Below are 20,230 nucleotides of genomic sequence, written 5' to 3' on the forward strand. Positions count from 1 at the left end.
GGCTATCGCTTGTCCAGAATCCGCAATTCGGCCGTGGCGCTGGCAACCGTCAAATTGTCGGCGTCGATCAGGTCGGCCTCGACGATCATGTCGGTCTGCGCGACGACCTTGGCCTTGGCCGTGATCGGACCGACGCGCGCCGGCTTGAGAAAGCGGGTGGTGAGAGCTCTGGTCACCACGGTCTTGGTTGACGGGAGTACAGCGAGGGCGCCGAGGCCCGTCGCCGAATCCAGCATCGCGGCAAGGAAGCCGCCCTGGATCGTCCCGTGCCGGTTGGTGAACAGGGGCTGCGCCACAAAGCGCATCGAGGCGATTTCGCCGTCGAAGCCCAGCCACTCGCGTCCCAGGAGCTGGGCGCCGGGCGGCACGTCTGCGCTTGCATCACTCAAGCCGTCACCTCGGTTGTTGTCCGGTTAAATGTATCAGCCCGTTCGCGGCCTGTAACGCCTGCCCACGCGCCATCGCGAAAACGCCAGTCGCTGGGTTGCCTGGCGGCCCGAGCCCCCGCGGCGATTGCATCGTCATGTCGACCGGCGTCTCGCGGAAAGACGGCGAAAAGTAGCTGAATCAAAGGCTCACGGCATCAGACGTTCACCTTTGATATAGACAGCGGTCAATGTTTCGGGCCACCTTGAGATGCTGACCATCCCCATCGTGCGCGACCCATGATCGGGCATTTTTGTTCTCGGCGTTTGCGTGGAGTAGACTCAAATTCCCGAATTGACTGCATCGGACCTGGACAAGCCGTCAGCCGCCGCGACGACAGAGCTCCCCGCTGACCTGAAGGCTGACATCCTGGCGATCGGCCGGATCGATGCAGTTCCGACCATCCTCGACGTCGTGTGCCGCAGCACAGGCATGGGCTTCGCTGCGGTGGCGAGAGTCACGGAAAGCCGCTGGATTGCCTGCGCGGTGCGGGACGACATCTCGTTCGGACTGAAGCCCGGCGGTGAGCTGAAGGTCGAGACGACGATCTGCGACGAAATCCGGGCGAGCGGACACGGCGTTGTAATCGACCATGTTGCCGAAGACCCGGCCTTTCGCGACCACCGCACGCCGGCGATGTACGGATTTCAAAGCTACATTTCGATTCCGATCGTCCTCGCCGACGGCACGTTTTTCGGGACGCTCTGCGCGATCGATCCGAACCCGTCGAAAGTGAACACGGCGGAAGTCGTCGACATGTTCAAGTTGTTCGCTTCGCTGATCGCGTTTCATCTGCAGGCGCAGGAGCGGGTCGCAACCAGCGAGGCCGCGCTGCTGAACCACCAGCATGCGGACGAGCTTCGCGAACAATTTATCGCGGTGCTCGCGCACGATTTGCGCAATCCGCTCGCCTCGATCGACGCGGGAATGAGGCTGTTGCTGAAGGAGCCGCTTAACGAAAAGTCGATGACCTATGTCGGGCTGCTTCAGAACAGCGTGAAGCGCATGGCGACCCTGATCGACGATGTCCTGGACTTCGCGCGCGCTCGTCTGGGCGGCGGCTTCAAATTGAAGCGCAGCGCCGACGCGCAACTGCTGCTGGCGCTTGAGCAAGTCGTGAACGAGTTGCGTGCGGCATGGCCTGATCGCGTGATCCAGACCGATTTCGCCATCAATCGCGGTATTGATTGCGATCCTGCCCGGATCGCGCAATTGCTGTCCAACCTGGTCGGCAATGCTCTGAAGCATGGCGATGGCAATTCGCCGATCAGGGTGTCTGCGGCAACCGACAGCGAGGGCTTTGAGTTGTCGGTCGCCAACGGCGGGGCGCCGATCGCTCCGGCGGTTATCGAGAGGTTGTTCCAGCCCTTCTTTCGCGTTGCACACCAGTCCACCTACGAAGGCCTCGGTTTGGGCCTCTACATCGCTGCGGAAATTGCGCGCGCCCACAACGGCAAGCTTGACGTGACGTCCTCCGCTGCCGAAACACGGTTCACCTTTCGGATACCGCGCTGCTGATCGAACCGTGCTCATGCGTCGCGAGAATGCCTACATATGACTCACCGGCCGTGCCACATCCTCGGTGTCGTCCCGGCTTTCGCCGGGACGACGGTGGTGCGTGAGGTGCGACCGTGAGGCGCAGCGGCCGTCTCGAAGCACCACGGTCCGCGCCGCGATCATGTGTCATTCCGAGGACGGCCACCACGGATACTGGCTCGGCATGTCCTGCGAGACCTTGCCTGGAAACGCCGGCTTCCGCTTCTCGATGAAGGACTGCACGCCTTCGCGCACGTCGGCGTGGCCGCCGCGCTCGACCGACATCGGTTTGTCGATCGCCAGCAATTCGAACGGATCGGGCGCGCCGGCGAAGCGCCAGAGCATCTGGCGGGTCAGCGCGACCGACACGGCCGACGTCTCCGCCGTCATCTCGTGGGCGATCTGCCGCGCCCGCTCGAGCAGGGCGTCCGGCTCGACCACCTCGCTGACGAGGCCGCCGGCCAGCGCCTCGTCCGCATCGAAGGTGCGGCCGGAGAGGCACCAGCGCAGCGACTGCGGTAGGCCGACGAGCTTTGGCAAGAACCACGCACTGCCGGCCTCCGGCACCAGCCCGCGGCGCGCGAAGATGAAGCCGATCTTGGCGCCGCGAGCGGCGATGCGGATATCCATCGGCAGCGTCATGGTGATGCCGACGCCGACCGCAGCGCCGTTGATCGCGGCGATCGAGGGCTTACGGCAGTTGAAGATCGCCTCGACGAAGCGGCCGCTGCGCTGGCCAGAGCTTGCAAACACGCCCGCGCCATGGCTGCCGGACGTATCGAAGCTCTTGGCGCCGCCGGAGACGTCGGCGCCGGCGCAGAACGCACGGCCCGCGCCGGTGACGACGATCGCGCGGACGCCGTCGTCCGCGTCGGCACGCTGGAACGCGTCGGCAATCTCCGCGCCCATGGTACCGGTGTAGGCATTGAGCTTGTCCGGGCGATTGAGCGTGACGATCATCAGGGAGCCGTCGATGTCGCACGTGATGTGTTCGTAGTTCATGACAGCCTCCCCGGGATGCTTGTCGTTATGCGCGCCGTGATCGATTCACGCCTCCGCGATCGCATCGCTCCACGGATGAAACGGCTCGGTGGCGCCGCTGTTTGTGGTGCCATCGCGCAGCACGATGCTGGGGCAGGCGAACTTCTTTGGCTGGGTCTGGATGCGCGCCTCCGCATAGTCGAAGCTGCCGCGCAGCACCTCACGCACGGCTTGCGGCAGGCGGACATCGCCGATCACGACAGCGCCTTCGCTGGCGTCGATGCGTGGCTGGTGGATCGCGGCGTCGAGATCCATGCCGAAATCCATCACGAAGGAAAGCAGCTGCGACACCGCGGGCAGGATGCGGCGGCCGCCGGATGCGCCGGCGGCGAGTCTGCGGCCATCGGCCGCCTCCGCCACCACAGGCGTGTAGTTGGTCAGGCAGCGCTTCCCGGGCGCGAGCGAGTTCGGTGCGCCTTGCGTCGGATCGAACCACATGATGCCGTTGTTCATGGTGAGGCCCGTGTTCGGCGTCACGAATTTGGAGCCGAAGGTCGACAGCAGCGTCTGCGTCACCGCGGCCATGTTGCCGTCGCGATCGACAGCGGAGAAATGCGTGGTGCAGCTAGGTGCGATCGCCTCCGCGCCGAGCGCACGGCGGCCGTCGACGTCGCCCATGTCCTTCAGCCGCTCGCGATAAGCGGCCTGCAGCGCTTCGGCGTAGGCGGTATAGGCGGCCGCATCCGGACCGCCCTGTGCAGGTTCGAACGCCTTCTGCAGCAGGCCGAGCGTACGCGCCATGGTCGGACCCGCGGTCAGTTCCGGCGTCGCGTAGACCGTGCCGCCGCGATAGGGAATCCTGAGCGGCTCGCGCAGATGGGCGCGGAAGGCGGCGAGATCGCGCACCGACAGCGCGCCGCCGGCGGCCTGGATATCGTCGGCGATGCTGCGCGCCAGATCGCCCTCGTAGAAATCGCGCGGCCCGGCCGCGGCAAGCTGCGCCATCGTCGCCTTCAGCCTGTCCTGCGGCATGCGGACCACCGACCTGATGCCCCATTGCGCGTTCGGCGGCAGGCCATCCAGCAGATAGGCCGCGGCGCTGGCCGGATAGCGCCGCAGATCCGCGGCCGAGCTTGCGATCATGTCGGTGGTCCACCAATCCACCAGCAGGCCTTCGCCGGCAAGCCTGACGCTCGGCGCCAGCAGGTCCTTCCACGGCATTTTGGCGTGGCGGCGATGCGCCTCCTCCATGCCGGCGACGACACCGGGCACCGCGATCGAGCCCGGGCCGTGCAGGTTGCGGTCGTCCTTGACCCGCGCCCAGGGGAACAGGTCGGAGGCGGCGCCGCCGGTCAATGGATAATCCTCCAGGCGCAGGCCATCCGGCGCGCGCATGCCGTAGTCGATCACCTCGACGCGGTTCTCCTTGGCGCGGTACAGCACCATGGCGCCGCCGCCGCCGGCGCCGCTCATCCACGGCTCAAGCACGCCCAGCGCAAAGGTGGTTGCAATCACGGCGTCGACGCAATCGCCGCCCGCTGCCAATACCTCCGCGCCGACTTCGGCCGCCTTGCGCGATTGCGCGGCGACGACGCCGCCCTTGGCACTGACGGCCGGCTTGCGGATCACTTGCGAGTTGGAGAACTGGTCGGACATGGCGTTGCTTTCGCTGTTCTTGTTGCGGGCGGGTCACGTTGGCGTAGCATGCCAAGCATGGCACTGTCAGTGCAACAAGAACCAGTTTCAGGGAGCGGAAAATGAGCAGTGTGAAGCGTGAACGGGACGGCAAGGTCGGTATTCTGACGCTGAACGATCCCGCCACCCTGAACGCCATGACGCCGGAGCTGCTCGGCGATCTCGCACGCGCCATAGGCGAAATGGGCGTCGATCCCGGCATCCGCGCGCTGGTCCTGACCGGCGAGGGGCGCGGCTTCTGCTCCGGGCAGAATCTCAAGGCGTTCAACTCGCTCGGCGACAACATCTATACCGGCGTGATGAAGCATTATTGACCGGCGATGCAGGCCTTGCGCGAGTGCCAGATGCCGGTGGTGGTCGCGGTCAACGGCGTCGCGGCCGGCGGCGGCTTCAGCCTTGCGATGTCCGGCGACATCATCCTGGCCGCGCGCTCGGCGAGCTTCATCCAGGTGTTCAGCCGGATCGGCCTGGTGCCCGATCTCGGTTCGACCTGGCTGCTGCCGCGGCTGGTCGGGCGCCAGCGCGCGCTCGACCTGATGCTGCTGAACGAGCCATTGTCGGCCGAGCGGGCCAAGGAGTGGGGACTGGTGCGCGACGTGGTCGATGACGCAAGGCTGCTCGACGAGGCGAAAGCGCTCGCCGGCCGCCTCGCCGACGGCCCGACGCGCGCGCTGGTCGCGACGCGACAGCTGCTCGAGGAGAGCGAGCACGCAAGCTACGCCGATCAGTTCCGCCGCGAAATCGAGCTGCAGATGATGATCCGCGAAAGCGCCGACGCGCAGGAAGGCCGCAAGGCATTCGTCGAGAAGCGCAAGGCCCAGTTCACGGGACGATAGAGCGAGATGGTATGCAAGTCAGCCGATCGCAATCGCGATCTTGCCGAAATGAGCGCCGCTCGCCATGTGGGCGAACGCGTCCTTGACCTCGTCGAACGCGAACACCTTGTCGATCACGGGCTTGACGCCGTGCATGCTGATGCCGTCGCACAGCGCCTGCAGATCCTCGATCGAGCCGACGGTGACGCCCTGCAGCCGCTGCTGCTGCATCACCATCAGCGGCAGCCGGGTGTCGGACGAGGCGGGACCGGCGAGCACGCCGATGAAGGCGATGGTGCCGCCGATTTTCGTCGCGCGGATCGATTCGTTCAGCGTGCCGACGCCGCCGACCTCGACGACGAGATCGACGCCGCGCCCGGTCAGCTCGCGCGCCTTCTTGCCCCAGTCGGGCGTGGTCTTGTAGTTGAGCGTCACATCGGCGCCGAGCTGCTTCAGCCGCACGATCTTGGCGTCGCTGGAAGAGGTCGCAATGACGCGGGCACCGCACATCTTGGCGAATTGCAGCGCGAACAGCGAGACGCCGCCGGTGCCCTGGGTCAGCACGGTCTGTCCCGGCTTGATGTCGCCGAGCTTGACCACCGCGCTCCACGCCGTGAGGCCGGCGCATGGCAGCGCCGCGGCCTCGATGTCGCTGAGATGGTCCGGCGTGCGCACCAGCGCGTGCGCCGGGAACACCCGGTATTGGGTCAGCACGCCGTCGACGCTGCCGCCGAGTGCCGCGCGCATCCGCGCCTCGCTCGGCTCGCCGCCGAGCCAGCTTTCGAAGAAGCCGCCGATCACCCGATCACCGACCGCGAAGCTCCCGACCCCGGCGCCCACCGCCTCAACGACACCGGCGCCGTCGGAGACCGGCACCAGCGGAAATTTCTGGCGCGAGCCATAGCCGCCCTTGACCGTGAGAAGGTCGCGATAGTTCAGCGTTGCCGCCTTCAGCCGCACCAGCACCTCGCCGGGACCGGCCTGTGGAACCGGCTTGTCGACCAGCGCAAGCGCGTCGACGCCGCCGGGGCCTTGCAACTCATAGCATTTCACGGGACGTCTCCTGCTGGCTGTTCTCGTCGTCGGCGGCGCTCCGGGCGCCGCCGCGCATGCATAGAGCATATGTCAGTCCTGCCGCGCGTGGCCATAGCGTGCAGTGCGGCCGATGGAATGGCGCCCATGTCCAACCATGTTGGCGCTGCCGGATAATATCACCAATGGGCCGTTGATGACGTGACCGAGCGGAGGTGACCATGGCTGCCTTGCTTGAGACGAAACGCAATCCGATCGCCGCGTTCGTACGTGGTGTGGTCAGGGTGGTGCTTGCCGCCGCATTCATCTGTTGCGGTGGTGCGATCGCGGCGGCGGACGACAATCTGTATCGCGCGCAGACCGTCGTCACCGGGCAGGGCGAGCCGAACCGCATCATCGGCTTCGGTGCGTGTCTGGAGGACGTCCTGATCAAGGTCTCCGGTCAGCCCATGCTGGCAAGCGACCGCCGGCTTGCAGGCTACAAATCCGGGGCCAAGGAGTTCGTCAGCAGTTACGACTATCACGACCAGTATGCCGGCAAGCCGCATCATGACGAGCAGGGCACCCGCGACCGGCCTTACGACCTGACGGTGGCTTTCGACGAGGACAAGATCGACGGCATTCTCGCCAAGCTCGGCCTCAAGCCGTGGCGATCGCAGCGGCCGACGCTCGGCGTCTTCGTCGAGATGCTGCACGGCCCGAAGGACTTTATCGTCACCTCTGACGGGACGCAGTCCGATTTGCAGCGCGATGCACTCGCGGCTGCGGCCGGCAAGCGCGGCATGCGCGTCGTGCTGCCCGATACGGCCGCGTTGACGAGCGCCAACGTCACGGCCGCCGGCCTCCCGAAGATGCCGCCCACACAGCTGAGTTCGATCGTGGCGCCGCGGGGCGGCGAGGCCATCCTGGTCGGACAGCTGGTCTGGGATGACAGGGATCTCGGCTGGACCACGCAATGGCGGATGGCGTGGCGCGGCAGGGACTACAAATGGCGGTTTCGCGGCGTCACTTTCGATGAGGCCTTCCGGCGCGGCATCGGCGGCGCCGCGCAGGTGTTGTCCGGCAATGGTGATCCGGGACGATCGAAATGAGCTTGCACGCTCTAACCGGCGTACCCGAGCGTCTGCGACGGGTACTCCCCGAACATCGCGCGGTAGTATTGCGAGAAGCGCCCGAGCTCGATGAAGCCCTGTTCGATCGCAACCTTGGAAACGGTGGTCTGCTCCGGCGTGCTTTCGCGAAGGATCGAACGGATCATGCAGAGCCGCTTGTAGCGCAGGAACGTCACCGGGCCGACGCCGAACACCTCGTGGAAGGCGCGGTGCAGGCTGCGTCGCGACACCCGAAGCTCGGTGCAGATTTCCGAGACATGGACCGGGCGGGAGCCTGCGGCGTGCAGATAGTCCTCGACCTGGCGTACCAGCTTCATCGCCGACGGCAGGTAGCTGGTTCCGTCTGATGGCAGCGATGTGATGGCCGTCGGCCTGACGCAATCGATGATCGCGCGCTTCCAGAACTCGGACGAGGCGTCCGACAGCGCGTCGGGATACCGGGCGAGATGCGAGACGATCTGCGGCAGCCTGATCGCTCCGGCCATGCCGAGCGTGGGGTCGGCGCGAAAGTGGTTCCTTGCTTGCCATGTTTCGGCATCGGCGAGCCGCGGCTCATCGCCGAATATGTCGGGCAGATCGGCCATGTCGAAGCGAATTGCGGCATAGGACGAGGCCTTGTGAAAGACGCCGTCATGCTCGACCGACGGAGGGATCACCAGCACGTCGGCCGGCTGCATGTCGAATGCCCAATGCGTGACGCGATCCGTGGCGTTCAGCAGCATTCCGATGATCAGCTTGTCGTCGGCCGAAGTACGCTGGGTGCGGACCCCGACATTGAATGCGCCGATGCTGAGCGAGAAATCGCCGATCCCGACATGGGACAATGTACCGCGCAGCTTGCCGCGCTCAAGCTGCATGACCTCGACATGCGAACCTTTGACGGCGTCGTGGAGTCCCTCGAAGCCGTCAAGCTCGCCGGTGCTGACCGTCAGGTGCTGGCCCATATCCATGCGTCCCACGGCGGAATCGTGGACGGGATTCTTGCTGGTTTTGCTCGGGAAGGCAACGCGGACGACGGCACGGGATCGATGGGTCGGGACGCCGTTTTGTCAGGACCGCGCGCCTTGGGGACGAGACTGGCACAAATTGCATATCGTCCCGCCGCATGGCGGGCAATCGTTTGATCTCAAAGCAAATTCCGCGGTCGTCAGCGGCTCTGCCCCGGTGGCTAGGCCGCCATCAGGTGCTCAAGCGCAACAGCCTGCTCGCGGGTCTGGAAAGCGATCGCGGTATGCGTGAAGCCCGACGAGGCCTGGGTCTGCGCGATGTGATTGAGGACCTCGGTGCCCTTGACCACGTGAAGGTCCATTCCGGGGCCGGCGGGGAAGATGCCGAGGACGACATCGTAGGCGTCGACGATGGCCTTCAACGCGCCACCCTTGTCTTCCGAAGCATCGATAAAGATACGAACATCCGCGGCGATACTACGAAGTTCGTCAAAGTCGATCACTGGAAGTCTCCTATACGCAACTCACTGATCGATCCTAGCTGCAACTTGCTTACTGAAACATAAATTACGCCCGGTTCCTTCGTGCACTCACCGCACCGTGACTCGAATTTCGATCCGCGCGATCGCCGCCTTCCCGGCCTGCCGCCTTCAGGCGCTGGCTGGCAATCTCCGCTTCGCAATGCGCTTGACCGGCGCAAGCGCGCCTGCATGCAGAGCGCGGCGCGTCGGGGATTTTGGTACACTTGGTGCAGTCCGACTTTTCATTCTTTCACGAGGTGAGAGCACATGATCAAGACCAGGGCGCCGCGACGAGGAGAACGCCTGCTACCACCAGCAAACCGATGGCTCGCGCGCAGGCTTACAGCGCTGAACAACAGGTCGTTTGGAGGGGAATGACGCGCTCAGGTCTTGCGTGCCGGCGCGGTCAGGATGATTCCCTCGTCGATCAGGGCGCGGCAGATCTTCTTCAAGGTTGCAATCGCTTCACGCGTTGCCCGGCTGACCGGCCGTCCACGCGGCAATGCCAGGACGCGGTCGGCGCGCATCCAAGGCAACAGCGCTGCCGATAGCGCACCGGCAGCCACTTCCTGGTGAATGCCGGAGAAGGGCAGCAATGCATAGCCGAGGCCCGCGGCCACCATGCGCTTCATCGGCGTGCTGTTGTCGACTCGTACCGCGCAGAGCATTGTCGATGGGAACGGGTTGCGGCTGAGCGGGCCCACGGCGGATGGCAGGGCGTCGAACTCCTTGCGGGTCAGTCTGCCACGCTTCAGCAGCGGATCGCGCGGCGGCCCGATCAGGAACACCTGCTCGACCATGAGCATTTCATAGTCGAGGTGATCGTTGGGGGGCGGCGTCGTCACGATCGCCAGATCGAGCTCACCGCGCAGCAGGCGTTCGGATGCGTTTTCCGTCAAGACTTCGCTGAGCTCGAGCCGCACGCGCGGAAATTGCTTCACGAATGTCTGGGCAAGCGGCGGGTAGAGGATATCGCCGAGGCTTGGCGGCGCGCCCATCCGGACCGTACCGCTGGGCTCCCGATTTTCCGTGCGCACCTCGGCCTTGATGTCGTCGATCGTGCCAAGCAGCCAGCGCCCGCGCGCGAGCAGCACCTTGCCGGATTCCGTGACCGAGACACCGCGCGCGCCGCGTTCGAGCAAGGCGCCGCCCAACTCGTCCTCGAGTTCCTTGACGTGGCGGCTGAGCGCCGACTGGGCGACGTTCAGCGTGCTCGCGGCGGCGGCAAAGCCACCACGCTCGGCGACGGCAACGAAATAGCGAATCTGCCGCAGGTCCATGATGGGCACTCCATCTCAATTCGAGATGGATACCATATCAAACATATTCTTGTGAGATACCAAGAAAGGAGCAGTCTCCTTCCCAAGGATCAAACCGAGGAGAGACGAGGATGGGCATCGCCACCGATGAGGCACGCCAGACGTCCGTATTCATCGCCGGCGGCGGGCCGGTCGGCCTTGCGATGTCGCTGCTGCTCGATCGCTTCGGCATCGACTGCGTCGTGGTCGAGAAGAGCCCGACGACGACAGATCATCCGAAGTCGCGCGGCTGCTGGGTCCGCACCATGGAGATCTTCCGGCAGTGGGGGATCGAGCAGGCGATCCGCGACCGCGGCCTGCAGGACAACTCCGACATGTTCGTGTTCCTCGACAGCATCGCGGGTCACGAGTTCGGCCGCACCCGTCCCGAACCGAATGTCGGTCACACCCCCGCCTGGAAGAGTCTGGTCGCCCAGGACGCCGTCGAGGAGGAAATTCTGCGGGTGGTCGAGAAGTCAAAACACGCCACGGTTCTGTTCAACACGGCCTGCGAATCGTTCGAGGAAACCAACAGCGGCGTCAATGTCACGACGCGTTGCGAAAAAACCGGTGCGGTGACGCAGTGGACGGCGACTTACCTGATCGCCGCCGATGGGGCGGGCAGCCAGACGCGGCGCAGCGCCGGGATCGACATGGTCGGCCCCTCTACGCTAGCGGTGATGTCGAACGAGTATTGGCGTGCCGATCTGTCGCGATTGCCGATCGCGCGCGAGGCCGCCGGTTTCATCATCGTCCCGGACAGGCCCGATCTGCCGCGCGCCGGCATCCTGAACACCAACGGTCGGGATCGCTGGCTCACCGTGACGCAAATCGGGCTGACCAAGGACGATCGCGAGCGGCCGTGGACCGACCAGGAGTTCATCGAGATCGCGCGCGGCCATGTCGGCATTCCGGACCTCGATGTCACGCTTCTGAATCGCTCGATCTGGCGCGTCAGCATGCAGGTGGCCGAGACCTTTCGAAAGGGCCGGGTGTTTCTGGTCGGCGACTGCGCCCACCGCTTTCCGCCGACCGGCGGTTTCGGCCTGAACTCCGGCGTTCAGGACGCGCACAATCTCGCCTGGAAGCTGGCCTTCGTGTTGAAGGGCCGCGCCGAAGAAAAGCTGCTCGACAGCTATTCCCGCGAGCGCCGCCCGATCGCGCAATCCAATGCCAATTTCAGTTACGGCAACAGGCTGCGATTTGGGCTGACCGACGACGCCGTACGATCGCGCAATCCGGACCGGATCAAGTTCTGGATCAATGATATGGACAATCATCTGCACAGCATCGGGCAGAACCTCGGGCACAATTACGAGGAGGGCGCGGTGATCCCTGATGGCACCGTCGCGAAGGCGCTCAACTCCCGCTACTACACGCCGACGGACCGCCCCGGCGCGCGCTTTCCGCATATGTGGCTCGAGCCTTCGCGCAAGAAATCGACGCTCGACTGGTTCGACAAGGAATTCACCGTCGTCACGGGTCCACTCGGCAGCGAGTGGCTGGAAGCAGGGAAGCAGGTATCGGAGAAGACCCGCCTGCCGCTCTCGCTCAAGCAATTGCCGTCAGCCGACCCGGCGGATGGATTCCAGTTGGGCATGCGCGGCGCCGTGCTGGTGCGCCCTGATGGACATGTGGCGTGGCGGATGCCGTGGGTGCCGTCGGATCCGGCGAAGGAATTGGCCGGCGCGCTTTCAACGCTGCTGCATTAGCGGGGCCTCCCATGCAATCGTTCGAATCTAATGGCGTCGTCACGGCGTTTGAGAAGACCGGACGCGGCGAGCCGATCGTGCTGCTGCATGGCGGAGAGGCTGATCATTCGATGTTCGACAGCCTTGCGCCCGCGCTGGCCGCGCATTTCACCGTGATCGCTTATGACCAGCGCGATTCCGGTGCCACCAGGAATCCTTCGTCGTCCTACTCGCTGGCCCACCTGGCTGATGATGCCGCGGCCTTGATCGGAGGGCTCGGCTACGATCGTACCCATGTCTTCGGGACCTCGCTCGGCGGCCTGATCGCGCAAGTGCTGGCAGCCCGCCATCCCGGTCGCATCGACCGACTGATCCTGAGCAGCACCTGGAAGGTCAACCGAAGTCCGCTGGACGTCAATGCGGACGTCTTCCGCAAACTTGCGTCCTATCGCGCGGACACCGTCGGCAACGCGCCGAAGATCGCAGAATACTTCTTCCCGCCGGACTACCTGCGTGCGCGGCCCGAACTGATCGACATCTTCCGTGGCTCGAACCGCGACGACGGCCAGAAGGCGCGACGCGGCGCCTTGCTCGCGCAGCCCGTCGCCGCCGATCTGACGGGCTTTGATCGCCCGACGCTGCTGCTGGCGGGTGCTGACGATCGGCTGATCCCGAATGCGGAGACATTTGCGCTCGCCCGCGATCTTGTGTGCGTCGAGACCAAGACAATCGCGGACGTCGGCCATGTCGCGTCGATCCAGGCCCCCGAGCGGGTGGCGGAGGCGGTGACGGCATTTCTGAATTCGAAAAAGAAGGCGGCTTGACAACAACAGGGGGAGACCATGGCTGAGCAAGCGAGCGCGGTGCCGTTCGACGAAGCGCCGGTGACGACGCGCTATTGGCTATCGATCATCATCTTCGCCATCTCCGGCGTGGTCGATTTCTTCGATTTCTTTGTGGTCGGGTTTCTGGTCTCAGTGCTGGCGCCGAAATGGCACCTGACGTTTGGGCAAACCTCGATCATGCTGATGAGCGCCGGCATTGGAGCAATGCTGGGCGCGTTCGCCGCGGGGATCCTCGCGGATCGTTTCGGGCGCAAGCCGTTGGCGGTTGCCGGCGTTCTGCTTTGTGGCCTGACCTCGGGCGCGATCGCGTTCATTCCGGAAGACGGCTGGATTGCGTTTGCGATCCTGCGCTTTTTCGTCGGCTTCGGTCTTGCCGCGGGCGCGGCGGCGGCAGTTCCTGCCATCGTCGAATTCGCACCGACCCGCCATCGCACATTGGTTACGAGCCTCGTGGTCGTTCCGGTCGCCTTCGGCGTGCTGTCGGCGTCGCTGACGGCGAGCTTCCTGTTGCCGCTGGTGGGCTGGCGCGGCCTGGCGGCGGTCGGATTCCTGCCGATCATCCTCGGAATTCTGACCATGATGATCATGCCGGAATCGCCGCGCTGGCTGATCAGCAAGGGCCGCGTGCGCGAGGCGCAGTCGAATATCCGAAAGCTCTATCAGGTCGGCGGCGAGTCATTTGTCCTGCCCACGCTGCCGCCGGCGAACCCGGCGACGTTCGCCGATCTGTTTGCCGAGCAGCGGCGCTTCTGGCTGACAGTCCTGATCTGGTTCGGCGCCAGCACGGCGAATTACGGTGTCTTCCTGTGGGGACCGACCATCGTGGCGCTGCTTGTTGGCGTCGCGCCCCAGGACGCGGCGAAGATGTTCATCTATGTCAGCCTCGCCGGCGTTGCTGGCCGGACCGGCTTTGCCTTTCTCGCGCACCGGATCGGCCGCAAGCCGTGTGGCCAGTTGATGGGCTATGGCACCGCGATCTCGCTGGCGCTGGCTGCCTATTTTCACGCTGATTTTGCCGGCTCGGTCCCGCTGTTTCTGGTCTTCCTGATCATTGGCGCCGTGTTCTTCGACGGTGGATTTTCGAACATCGGGCCGTATCCCGCGGAGATATTTCCAGTCCAGCTTTCGGGGCGCGCGGTCGGCCTTGCCCAGCTCTCGAACGGGGTCGGCAAGATCGTCGGGCCGCTGTGTCTTGCATTGATCGCCGGCGCGGACAATGTCGTGCATCCCAGCGCGACCGCCTCGGCGGTGATGCCGGCGTTTCTCTTTCTTTCCGGCGCGGGTCTCTTGATCGGACTCGCCTTTACGTTCCTCGGCGTCGAGCCGCACGGACGCCCGGTGGCTCTGTTTGGCGAAAACGCAGGCGCGAGCAGTGCATCGAAGTCACTGGCCGCGAAAACCGCAATGTGAAAGACGGAAGGTTTTACGATGGACCGTGCACCCGACACGATCGCAACGGCGACGCCGTTCGATACTGCAAAGCTCGATCGGCTGATGGATGAGGCGGGGCTCGACATCCTGGTCGTCACCTCGCGTCATAATGTGCAGTACTTGCTCGGCGGATATCGCTTCTTCTTCTTCGACGTCATGGAGGCGATCGGTACCAGCCGCTATCTGCCCGTGTACGTCTATCAGAAAGGCCACCCGGAGAATTCCGTCTACATCGGCAACCGCATGGAGAAGTTCGAGCATGAACTCGGACGGATATCGGCGCCGATCGTTAAAGCGAGCGCGTGGGGAACGATCGATGCGATCGGCCTCGCCATTGATCATGTGAGAAAGCTCGGGGGATCCGCCAAGCGCGTCGGCATCGAGGCGGCCTTCCTGCCGGCCGACGCCAGGGACCACCTGCTTGCCGGTCTTGGCAACATCGAGGTCCGCGAGGCCCATTTCACGCTGGAGCGGCTTCGTGCCGTAAAATCTCGTGCCGAACTGGATCTCATCAGGGAGGCTTCCGAACGGGTCGTCGATGCGATGCTGGCCACGCTCAAGAGCTGCGCGCCGGGCATGACCAAGAACGACGTCGTCGCCCGTCTGCGTCGTGAGGAGCAGCATCGCGATCTCGTCTTCGAATATTGTCTGATTGCCGCGGGCAAGAGCCATAACCGCGCGCCGTCGAACCAGCGTCTTGAAGAGGGCGACGTGATCTCGGTCGATTCCGGCGGAAACTACCGGGGCTACATTGGCGACCTCAGCCGCATGGGCATTCTGGGCGAGCCCGACAGCGAGCTACGCGAGTTGCTGCAACAGGTCGAGGACATCCAGCAGATGGCCCGGCGCGCGATCCGGCCGGGCGCCATGGGCGGCGACATCATTGCGGCGGGCGAGGCAGCCGTCAAGGGCTCTCCGCATCGCGCCGTGCTCGACTTCACCGCACACGGTATTGGGCTTGTCAGCCACGAAGCGCCGCGCCTCACCGCGACCGGCCCGGTACCTTACGCGGCCTATGACGCCGACCAGCCGCTCGAATGCGGGATGGTGATCTCGATCGAAACCGCGCTGCTGCATCCGGCGCGCGGCTACATCAAGCTCGAGGACACGCTGCTCGTCTCCGAGGTGGGCTGGGAAGCACCCGGCGACCACGGCAGGGGGTGGAATTCGTCGCATCTCACGGCGTGAAGCGGTCAACGCCAGGACGGCATTTTTGGCTGGGCACCGATTCCGCCGCGGTGCTGGAGGCGCTCGCCGGCAAATTTCGGAACAATAGAAATATATCCCTGAGTTGCCCGACGTGTCAAGTTGCCCGGTCAAGGCCGGCGACGCCGCCGGCTACTTTGCATGGGGTTGTTTTCGATATTTTGGCGGCGCCTGCCTGCGACGGCCCGATGACTTCATGTGTGCTCGGCCAGGCGATTGATCCGGCGGTCTTTGCTTCACTCCAGCCTCCGGTCATGCGAAGGTTCGACCTGGATGCAGCGGCCGGCTCCGTGCCGTCTGCTCGCAGGTCGGCGCCGACGATGGGCAGGTGCAACCGATATGGATTGCCTCCCCATCGACAGAAGCGACCCATGACTGCTGCCGCCAACGCGCTCCGCGACTACGCCCAAAGCATCCTGACCGCCCGTGTCTACGACGTGGCGGTCGAGACGCCGCTCGATCCGATGCCGCGGCTCTCGGAGCGCCTGTCGCGCGCCGTCCTGCTGAAGCGGGAGGACTTCCAGCCGATCTTCTCCTTCAAGCTTCGCGGCGCCTACAACAAGATCGTCAGGCTGCCGGATGCGCAGCGGAGACAGGGCGTGATCTGCGCGTCGGCGGGCAATCATGCGCAGGGGGTGGCGCTGGCGGCGCGCAAGCTCGGCATTCCCGCGACGATCGTGATGCCGCGGACGACGCCCGCGATCAAGGTCGAAGCCGTCCGGCGTTTGGGCGGCGACGTTGTGCTGCATGGCGACACCTTCGACGATGCGCAAACCAAGGCCAGGGAGATCGAGGTCGCGCGCGGCCTGACCTTTGTGCATCCGTTCGACGATCCCGACGTGATTGCCGGCCAGGGGACCGTCGGGATGGAAATCCTGCGCCAGCATCCCGATCCGATCGAGGCGATCTTCGTGCCGATCGGCGGGGGTGGGCTGGCGGCCGGCGTGGCCGCCTTCGTGAAATTCCTGAATCCGTCGATCAAGGTCGTCGGCGTGGAGCCGGCAGACGCTGCGTCGATGGCGGCCGCGCTCGCCAAGGGCAACGTTGTCGCGCTGGATCAGGTCGGACTGTTCGCCGACGGTGTTGCGGTCCGCAAGGTCGGTGCCGAGACGTTCCGGCTCTGCCGCGACCTGCTTGACGAGGTCGTCACCGTGGATACCGACGCCATGTGCGCGGCTATCAAGGATATCTTCGATGACGTCCGATCCGTGGCCGAGCCCTCCGGCGCATTGGCGCTCGCCGGCCTCAAGGCCTACGCCGAGCGCGGCGCACTGAGCGACGGGAGCCTGATTGCGGTCAACAGCGGCGCCAATCTGAATTTCGACCGGCTGCGCACCATCGCCGATCGCGCCGAGGTCGGCGAACATCGGGAAGCGCTGCTTGCGGTCACGGTTCCGGAGAAGCCGGGCAGCTATCGGCACTTCATCCGTATCCTCGGTTCGCGGGCCATCACGGAATTCAACTATCGCTTCGCCGAGACCACCGCGCCGGCGCAACTGTTCGTCGGTATCGCGCTGAGTCGCGGCGAGGCCGAGAAGCGGGAAGTCATGGAGTTGCTCCGGCGCGAGGGCTATCCGATCCTGGATCTGAGCGAGAACGAGATGGCCAAGGACCATGTGCGCTACATGGTGGGCGGCCGCGCGCCGCTTCTCAAGGACGAGGTGATCTACCGCTTCGAGTTTCCGGAGCGTCCCGGCGCGTTGCTGAAATTCCTCGAGAGCCTGGCGCCCGACTGGAACATTTCGCTGTTCCACTACCGAAATCATGGCGCCGACTACGGACGCATCCTTGCAGGCATCGAGGTCAAGCCTTCCGAGCGCGCCCGGTTCGTTCAGGCGCTCGACGCGCTCGGCTATCCCTACTGGAACGAGAGCGAAAATCCGGCCTATCGCCTGTTCCTCTCCGCCGAGAAGGGATGAAGCGGCGAGGTCCTACGCCGGTCCAGGGCAAAGAGGACGGTTGGCGGTGCATGACATCGGCGACCCGCCATGCAATCCGTGCTGAAGAGGCAATTCGTGCTGAAGAGAAAGGCAGTCCGTATGACCCGTGAGGAACGACAATTGCGCGAGGCGATCATTGCCAAGTGCCGATGGATGAATGCGTCGGGTCTCAACCAGGGGACATCAGGCAACATCTCCGCCCGCTACAAAGACAGGATGCTGATCACGCCCTCGGCGACCCCGTATGATTCGATGAAACCGGAGATGATCGCGTCGATGCCGCTCGAGGGCGCCTATGGCACATGGGAGGGGCCGCTGCAGCCGTCCACCGAATGGCGCTTTCATCTCGACATCACGCGCGCCCGGCCCGATGTCGGCGCCATCGTCCACACCCACTCGACCTACGCGACCGTGCTCGCGATCGCACGGAAGCCGATCCCGGCCTGCCACTACATGATAGCGGCATTCGGCGGCACCGACATCCGCTGCGCCGACTACGCGCGCTACGGCACCAAGGAATTGTCGGACCATGCCATCGCCGCGCTCGAAGGCCGCAATGGTTGCCTGCTCGCCAATCACGGCATGATCGCGCTCGGCGCCAATCTCGACAAGGCGATGTGGCTCGCGGTCGAGCTCGAGACCCTCGCGCGGCAATACTACCTCTCGCTTGCGCTCGACTCGCGGATCATCCTGAGCGACGAGGAGATCGCCGACACCGCAAAGGGGTTCTCCACCTACGGGTTGCAGACGCCAAAGCCGAACAAGGCCCGTGCGACGGCAAAGGCGGCACCGCGCCGCGCCGAGAAACGGCTTAGCAGCAAGCAATGACGGGCACTCGCCGGTCTAGGACGGCATGTGCAGGGAGGCGAGAAGCCTGGCTCCGATTGAATGGAGCCAGCGCGCGACGAGCCGCAGAGCTGGGCCATTTGACGGCCCCGTCAGCATAGGCAAGACTGATCGAAGTCAAACTGTGCCTGCGGGATATACCCGGTGCTCAATTCGGATTCTGATTTGCCTTGGTCGACCAGTTGGGCAGGTCTGCGCTCTGCCATGGCGGCGCTTCTCATCGCGTCGACGGTCATCTTCAGCCTACCTGCGTCCGCTCAAGTGACGTGGCAGATGGCGACGGAATATCCTCGAAGCAATATCTCGGGAGTTGGTTGGCAAAGTTCGCGGAGTTCGTGTCCGCACAGACGAGCGGATACGTCACGGTCAGCAATGCGTTCGATAACGAGTTGAAGATCAGCTCCGGCGAAATGCCGCGTGTGGCCCAAGAGGGACGGATTGCCGGTGGCGACGCATTTGCGGGGCCACTCGAAGCGTCCGATCCGGTATTTGGTCTGCCGTCGCTGCCGTTTGTCGTCCAGTCCATCGAGGCGGCGCGGACCATCAACGCACGAGCGCGGCTACTTTATGAGAAGGCGTTAGCCGCGCAGGGCCTCAAGCTTCTGTACATCACCATTTGGCCGTCCACCGGCCTCTGGAGTGTCCAGCCAATTTCGACGCCGGCCGACCTGCGATCCATTGCCGCGCGGACGTATGACCACAATTCGGCCGAGGTCATGCGCGCGGTCGGTGCAACGGCGGAGTACCTTCCGTTCAACGAGGCAATCGCCAAGGTAAGGAGTCATGCGCTGAATGCCATCCTGACGTCGGGCGACGGCGGGGCCGGCCGAAAGCTCTGGCAGGATCTGCCCCATTTCACGGCGATCAACTACGCGATCCCGATCTCGATTGCCTTTGTAAGGACCGATGCCTTTGAGGCGCTCCCGGAATCGGTTCAACGCCAGGTGATGCAGGTGGCTGCCGAGACGGAGCAAAGCCAGTTCCAGCTTCTGGCCAATCGCACAGCCGAGAATTATGCGCGCATGCGCGCCAACGGGGTTGAGATCGCAGAGCCGGCGCCGGCTCCTGTTCTCGCCGCGCTCCAGCAAGGCGCGTCGACACCAATCGCAATGTGGAAGGCCAAGGCTCCTCCGGAAGCCGTGGCTATCATTGAGTGGGCGTTGCAGCAGCAATAGACGGTGGTGTCATCGCGCCGGCGGCGATGAGCCAAGGCGCTGTGCGCAGCGTGCAGCACTAGTTCGTGCATTGGCTGCGGCCTTGCGGTGCGTGCGCATTGACGATCGATGAGCTGGCCGACACGGATGTGGTCTCGACCCGAGGGGTCGCAAGATGCAGATTGCGGCGAATGTGAAATTCGAACGTACCGGCGAGCGCCGTTTCGATGGCGGAGAGGTGTGCAGCTCCATCGTCGAGCAACGCATGGCCATGACCCGCCGAGAACAGTGCGCCCGTGACGAAAATTGGAAAATAGGCGATGCATCCGACGCCGAGCTCCCTGTTGTCGATGCGCCCGCTAAAACCGTTCGCTTCGTTCGGCTTGCGGGGGTCCCAGTTCGCCGGCGGCGCCACACCAAGGTTGCCAAAGCACGGCGACAATCTCAGCTCCCGTCCCCAAGGCAGGCGCGCGATATTGCGCGCGCGATCGAGCGGGACATGCCGGCAGCAAAAGTCCAATGAGGTTTCCCGCGCAGCGCTGGTCGAGGCTCTCATGTTCCAACCCCAGTCCGATCGCAGGCGGACATCGAGGACACGAACCTCGAGCACGTCACCCGGTTCGGCGCCCTCGATGTGGATCGGTCCGGTCAATAGCCCCGCGGTGCGGCTCCGTGGGACGCAAGGATGTCGCTGCAGCCAAGCGGTTCGAGCAGGTCGCTCACAAGATCGAACGCTTCATCCGGCTCGGCCGAT

At 64.5% G+C, this 20,230-nt stretch carries 17 protein-coding genes and 1 pseudogene; 10 read left to right on the forward strand and 8 right to left on the reverse strand.

The genetic code is table 11. The features are described from left to right. Positions 1 to 2 precede the first annotated feature (2 nt). Entirely contained in the window at positions 3 to 389 is a 387-nt protein-coding gene (locus HAP47_RS10975) for a PaaI family thioesterase (RefSeq protein WP_210285234.1), read from the reverse strand. A 469-nt stretch (positions 390 to 858) separates the two neighbouring features. Here HAP47_RS10975 and HAP47_RS10980 point away from each other — a divergent pair, with 469 nt between their 5' ends. Beyond that, positions 859 to 1,944, forward strand: a complete 1,086-nt coding sequence (locus HAP47_RS10980) for a GAF domain-containing sensor histidine kinase (protein WP_173638227.1) — start codon at positions 859 to 861, stop codon at positions 1,942 to 1,944. Between the two features lie 165 nt (positions 1,945 to 2,109). On the opposite strand, the gene HAP47_RS10985 is transcribed toward HAP47_RS10980, so the two are convergent. Then, positions 2,110 to 2,964, reverse strand: a complete 855-nt coding sequence (locus tag HAP47_RS10985) for an enoyl-CoA hydratase-related protein (protein WP_173638226.1) — start codon at positions 2,962 to 2,964, stop codon at positions 2,110 to 2,112. 45 nt (positions 2,965 to 3,009) lie between these two features. Further along, the gene (locus tag HAP47_RS10990; RefSeq protein WP_173638225.1) at positions 3,010 to 4,599 is read right to left on the reverse strand and encodes a gamma-glutamyltransferase; all 1,590 of its coding nucleotides are present in this window, start codon (positions 4,597 to 4,599) and stop codon (positions 3,010 to 3,012) included. A gap of 176 nt (positions 4,600 to 4,775) precedes the next feature. On the opposite strand from HAP47_RS10990, the pseudogene HAP47_RS10995 reads away from it, so the two are divergent. Further along, positions 4,776 to 5,474 (forward strand): annotated as a pseudogene (locus tag HAP47_RS10995) (enoyl-CoA hydratase-related protein). 18 nt (positions 5,475 to 5,492) lie between these two features. Here HAP47_RS10995 and HAP47_RS11000 read toward each other — a convergent pair. Beyond that, the gene (locus HAP47_RS11000) at positions 5,493 to 6,506 is read right to left on the reverse strand and encodes a zinc-dependent alcohol dehydrogenase family protein (RefSeq protein ID WP_173638224.1); all 1,014 of its coding nucleotides are present in this window, start codon (positions 6,504 to 6,506) and stop codon (positions 5,493 to 5,495) included. Positions 6,507 to 6,706: 200 nt separating this feature from the next. On the opposite strand from HAP47_RS11000, the gene HAP47_RS11005 reads away from it, so the two are divergent. Then, positions 6,707 to 7,576 carry a DUF2066 domain-containing protein gene (locus HAP47_RS11005; RefSeq protein ID WP_173638223.1) on the forward strand — a complete coding sequence of 290 codons (870 nt, stop codon included), beginning with the start codon at positions 6,707 to 6,709 and terminating at the stop codon, positions 7,574 to 7,576. Positions 7,577 to 7,587: 11 nt separating this feature from the next. On the opposite strand, the gene HAP47_RS11010 is transcribed toward HAP47_RS11005, so the two are convergent. The 3 genes from HAP47_RS11010 to HAP47_RS11020 all read right to left on the reverse strand — a co-directional run bounded on the left by HAP47_RS11010 (position 7,588) and on the right by HAP47_RS11020 (position 10,345). Next, positions 7,588 to 8,541 carry a helix-turn-helix domain-containing protein gene (locus HAP47_RS11010; RefSeq protein WP_173640552.1) on the reverse strand — a complete coding sequence of 318 codons (954 nt, stop codon included), beginning with the start codon at positions 8,539 to 8,541 and terminating at the stop codon, positions 7,588 to 7,590. A gap of 224 nt (positions 8,542 to 8,765) precedes the next feature. Beyond that, positions 8,766 to 9,047, reverse strand: coding sequence for a hypothetical protein (locus HAP47_RS11015; RefSeq protein ID WP_050401090.1), 282 nt, complete (start codon positions 9,045 to 9,047; stop codon positions 8,766 to 8,768). Positions 9,048 to 9,448: 401 nt separating this feature from the next. Then, positions 9,449 to 10,345: a LysR family transcriptional regulator gene (locus HAP47_RS11020; protein WP_173638222.1), complete on the reverse strand. Its 897-nt coding sequence runs from the start codon at positions 10,343 to 10,345 to the stop codon at positions 9,449 to 9,451. Between the two features lie 110 nt (positions 10,346 to 10,455). Between HAP47_RS11020 and HAP47_RS11025 the strand changes: the two genes are divergently transcribed. The 7 genes from HAP47_RS11025 (at position 10,456) to HAP47_RS11055 (ending at position 19,497) form a co-directional block, all read left to right on the forward strand. After that, entirely contained in the window at positions 10,456 to 12,075 is a 1,620-nt protein-coding gene (locus tag HAP47_RS11025) for an FAD-dependent monooxygenase (RefSeq protein WP_173638221.1), read from the forward strand. Positions 12,076 to 12,086: 11 nt separating this feature from the next. Further along, on the forward strand, positions 12,087 to 12,878 hold the full coding sequence (locus HAP47_RS11030; RefSeq protein ID WP_173638220.1) for an alpha/beta fold hydrolase: 792 nt from the start codon (positions 12,087 to 12,089) through the stop codon (positions 12,876 to 12,878). Positions 12,879 to 12,896: 18 nt separating this feature from the next. After that, complete coding sequence (locus HAP47_RS11035) at positions 12,897 to 14,309, forward strand: MFS transporter (RefSeq protein WP_173638219.1); 1,413 nt, start codon at positions 12,897 to 12,899, stop codon at positions 14,307 to 14,309. An 18-nt stretch (positions 14,310 to 14,327) separates the two neighbouring features. Then, positions 14,328 to 15,518 (forward strand): M24 family metallopeptidase, encoded by a 1,191-nt coding sequence (locus HAP47_RS11040; protein WP_173638218.1) that lies wholly within the window; start codon positions 14,328 to 14,330, stop codon positions 15,516 to 15,518. Between the two features lie 389 nt (positions 15,519 to 15,907). After that, complete coding sequence (gene ilvA / locus HAP47_RS11045; protein WP_173638217.1) at positions 15,908 to 17,455, forward strand: threonine ammonia-lyase, biosynthetic; 1,548 nt, start codon at positions 15,908 to 15,910, stop codon at positions 17,453 to 17,455. Positions 17,456 to 17,575: 120 nt separating this feature from the next. Then, complete coding sequence (locus tag HAP47_RS11050; protein ID WP_173638216.1) at positions 17,576 to 18,304, forward strand: class II aldolase/adducin family protein; 729 nt, start codon at positions 17,576 to 17,578, stop codon at positions 18,302 to 18,304. A 332-nt stretch (positions 18,305 to 18,636) separates the two neighbouring features. Further along, positions 18,637 to 19,497 (forward strand): TRAP transporter substrate-binding protein, encoded by an 861-nt coding sequence (locus tag HAP47_RS11055; RefSeq protein ID WP_371821755.1) that lies wholly within the window; start codon positions 18,637 to 18,639, stop codon positions 19,495 to 19,497. A gap of 58 nt (positions 19,498 to 19,555) precedes the next feature. Here the strand turns inward: HAP47_RS11055 and HAP47_RS11060 are convergent, their stop codons facing one another. Then, positions 19,556 to 20,128 (reverse strand): acetamidase/formamidase family protein, encoded by a 573-nt coding sequence (locus tag HAP47_RS11060; RefSeq protein WP_231168837.1) that lies wholly within the window; start codon positions 20,126 to 20,128, stop codon positions 19,556 to 19,558. Between the last annotated feature and the right edge of the window lie 102 nt (positions 20,129 to 20,230).

The organism is Bradyrhizobium sp. 41S5 (assembly GCF_011516665.3).
Classification (GTDB): domain Bacteria; phylum Pseudomonadota; class Alphaproteobacteria; order Rhizobiales; family Xanthobacteraceae; genus Bradyrhizobium; species Bradyrhizobium quebecense.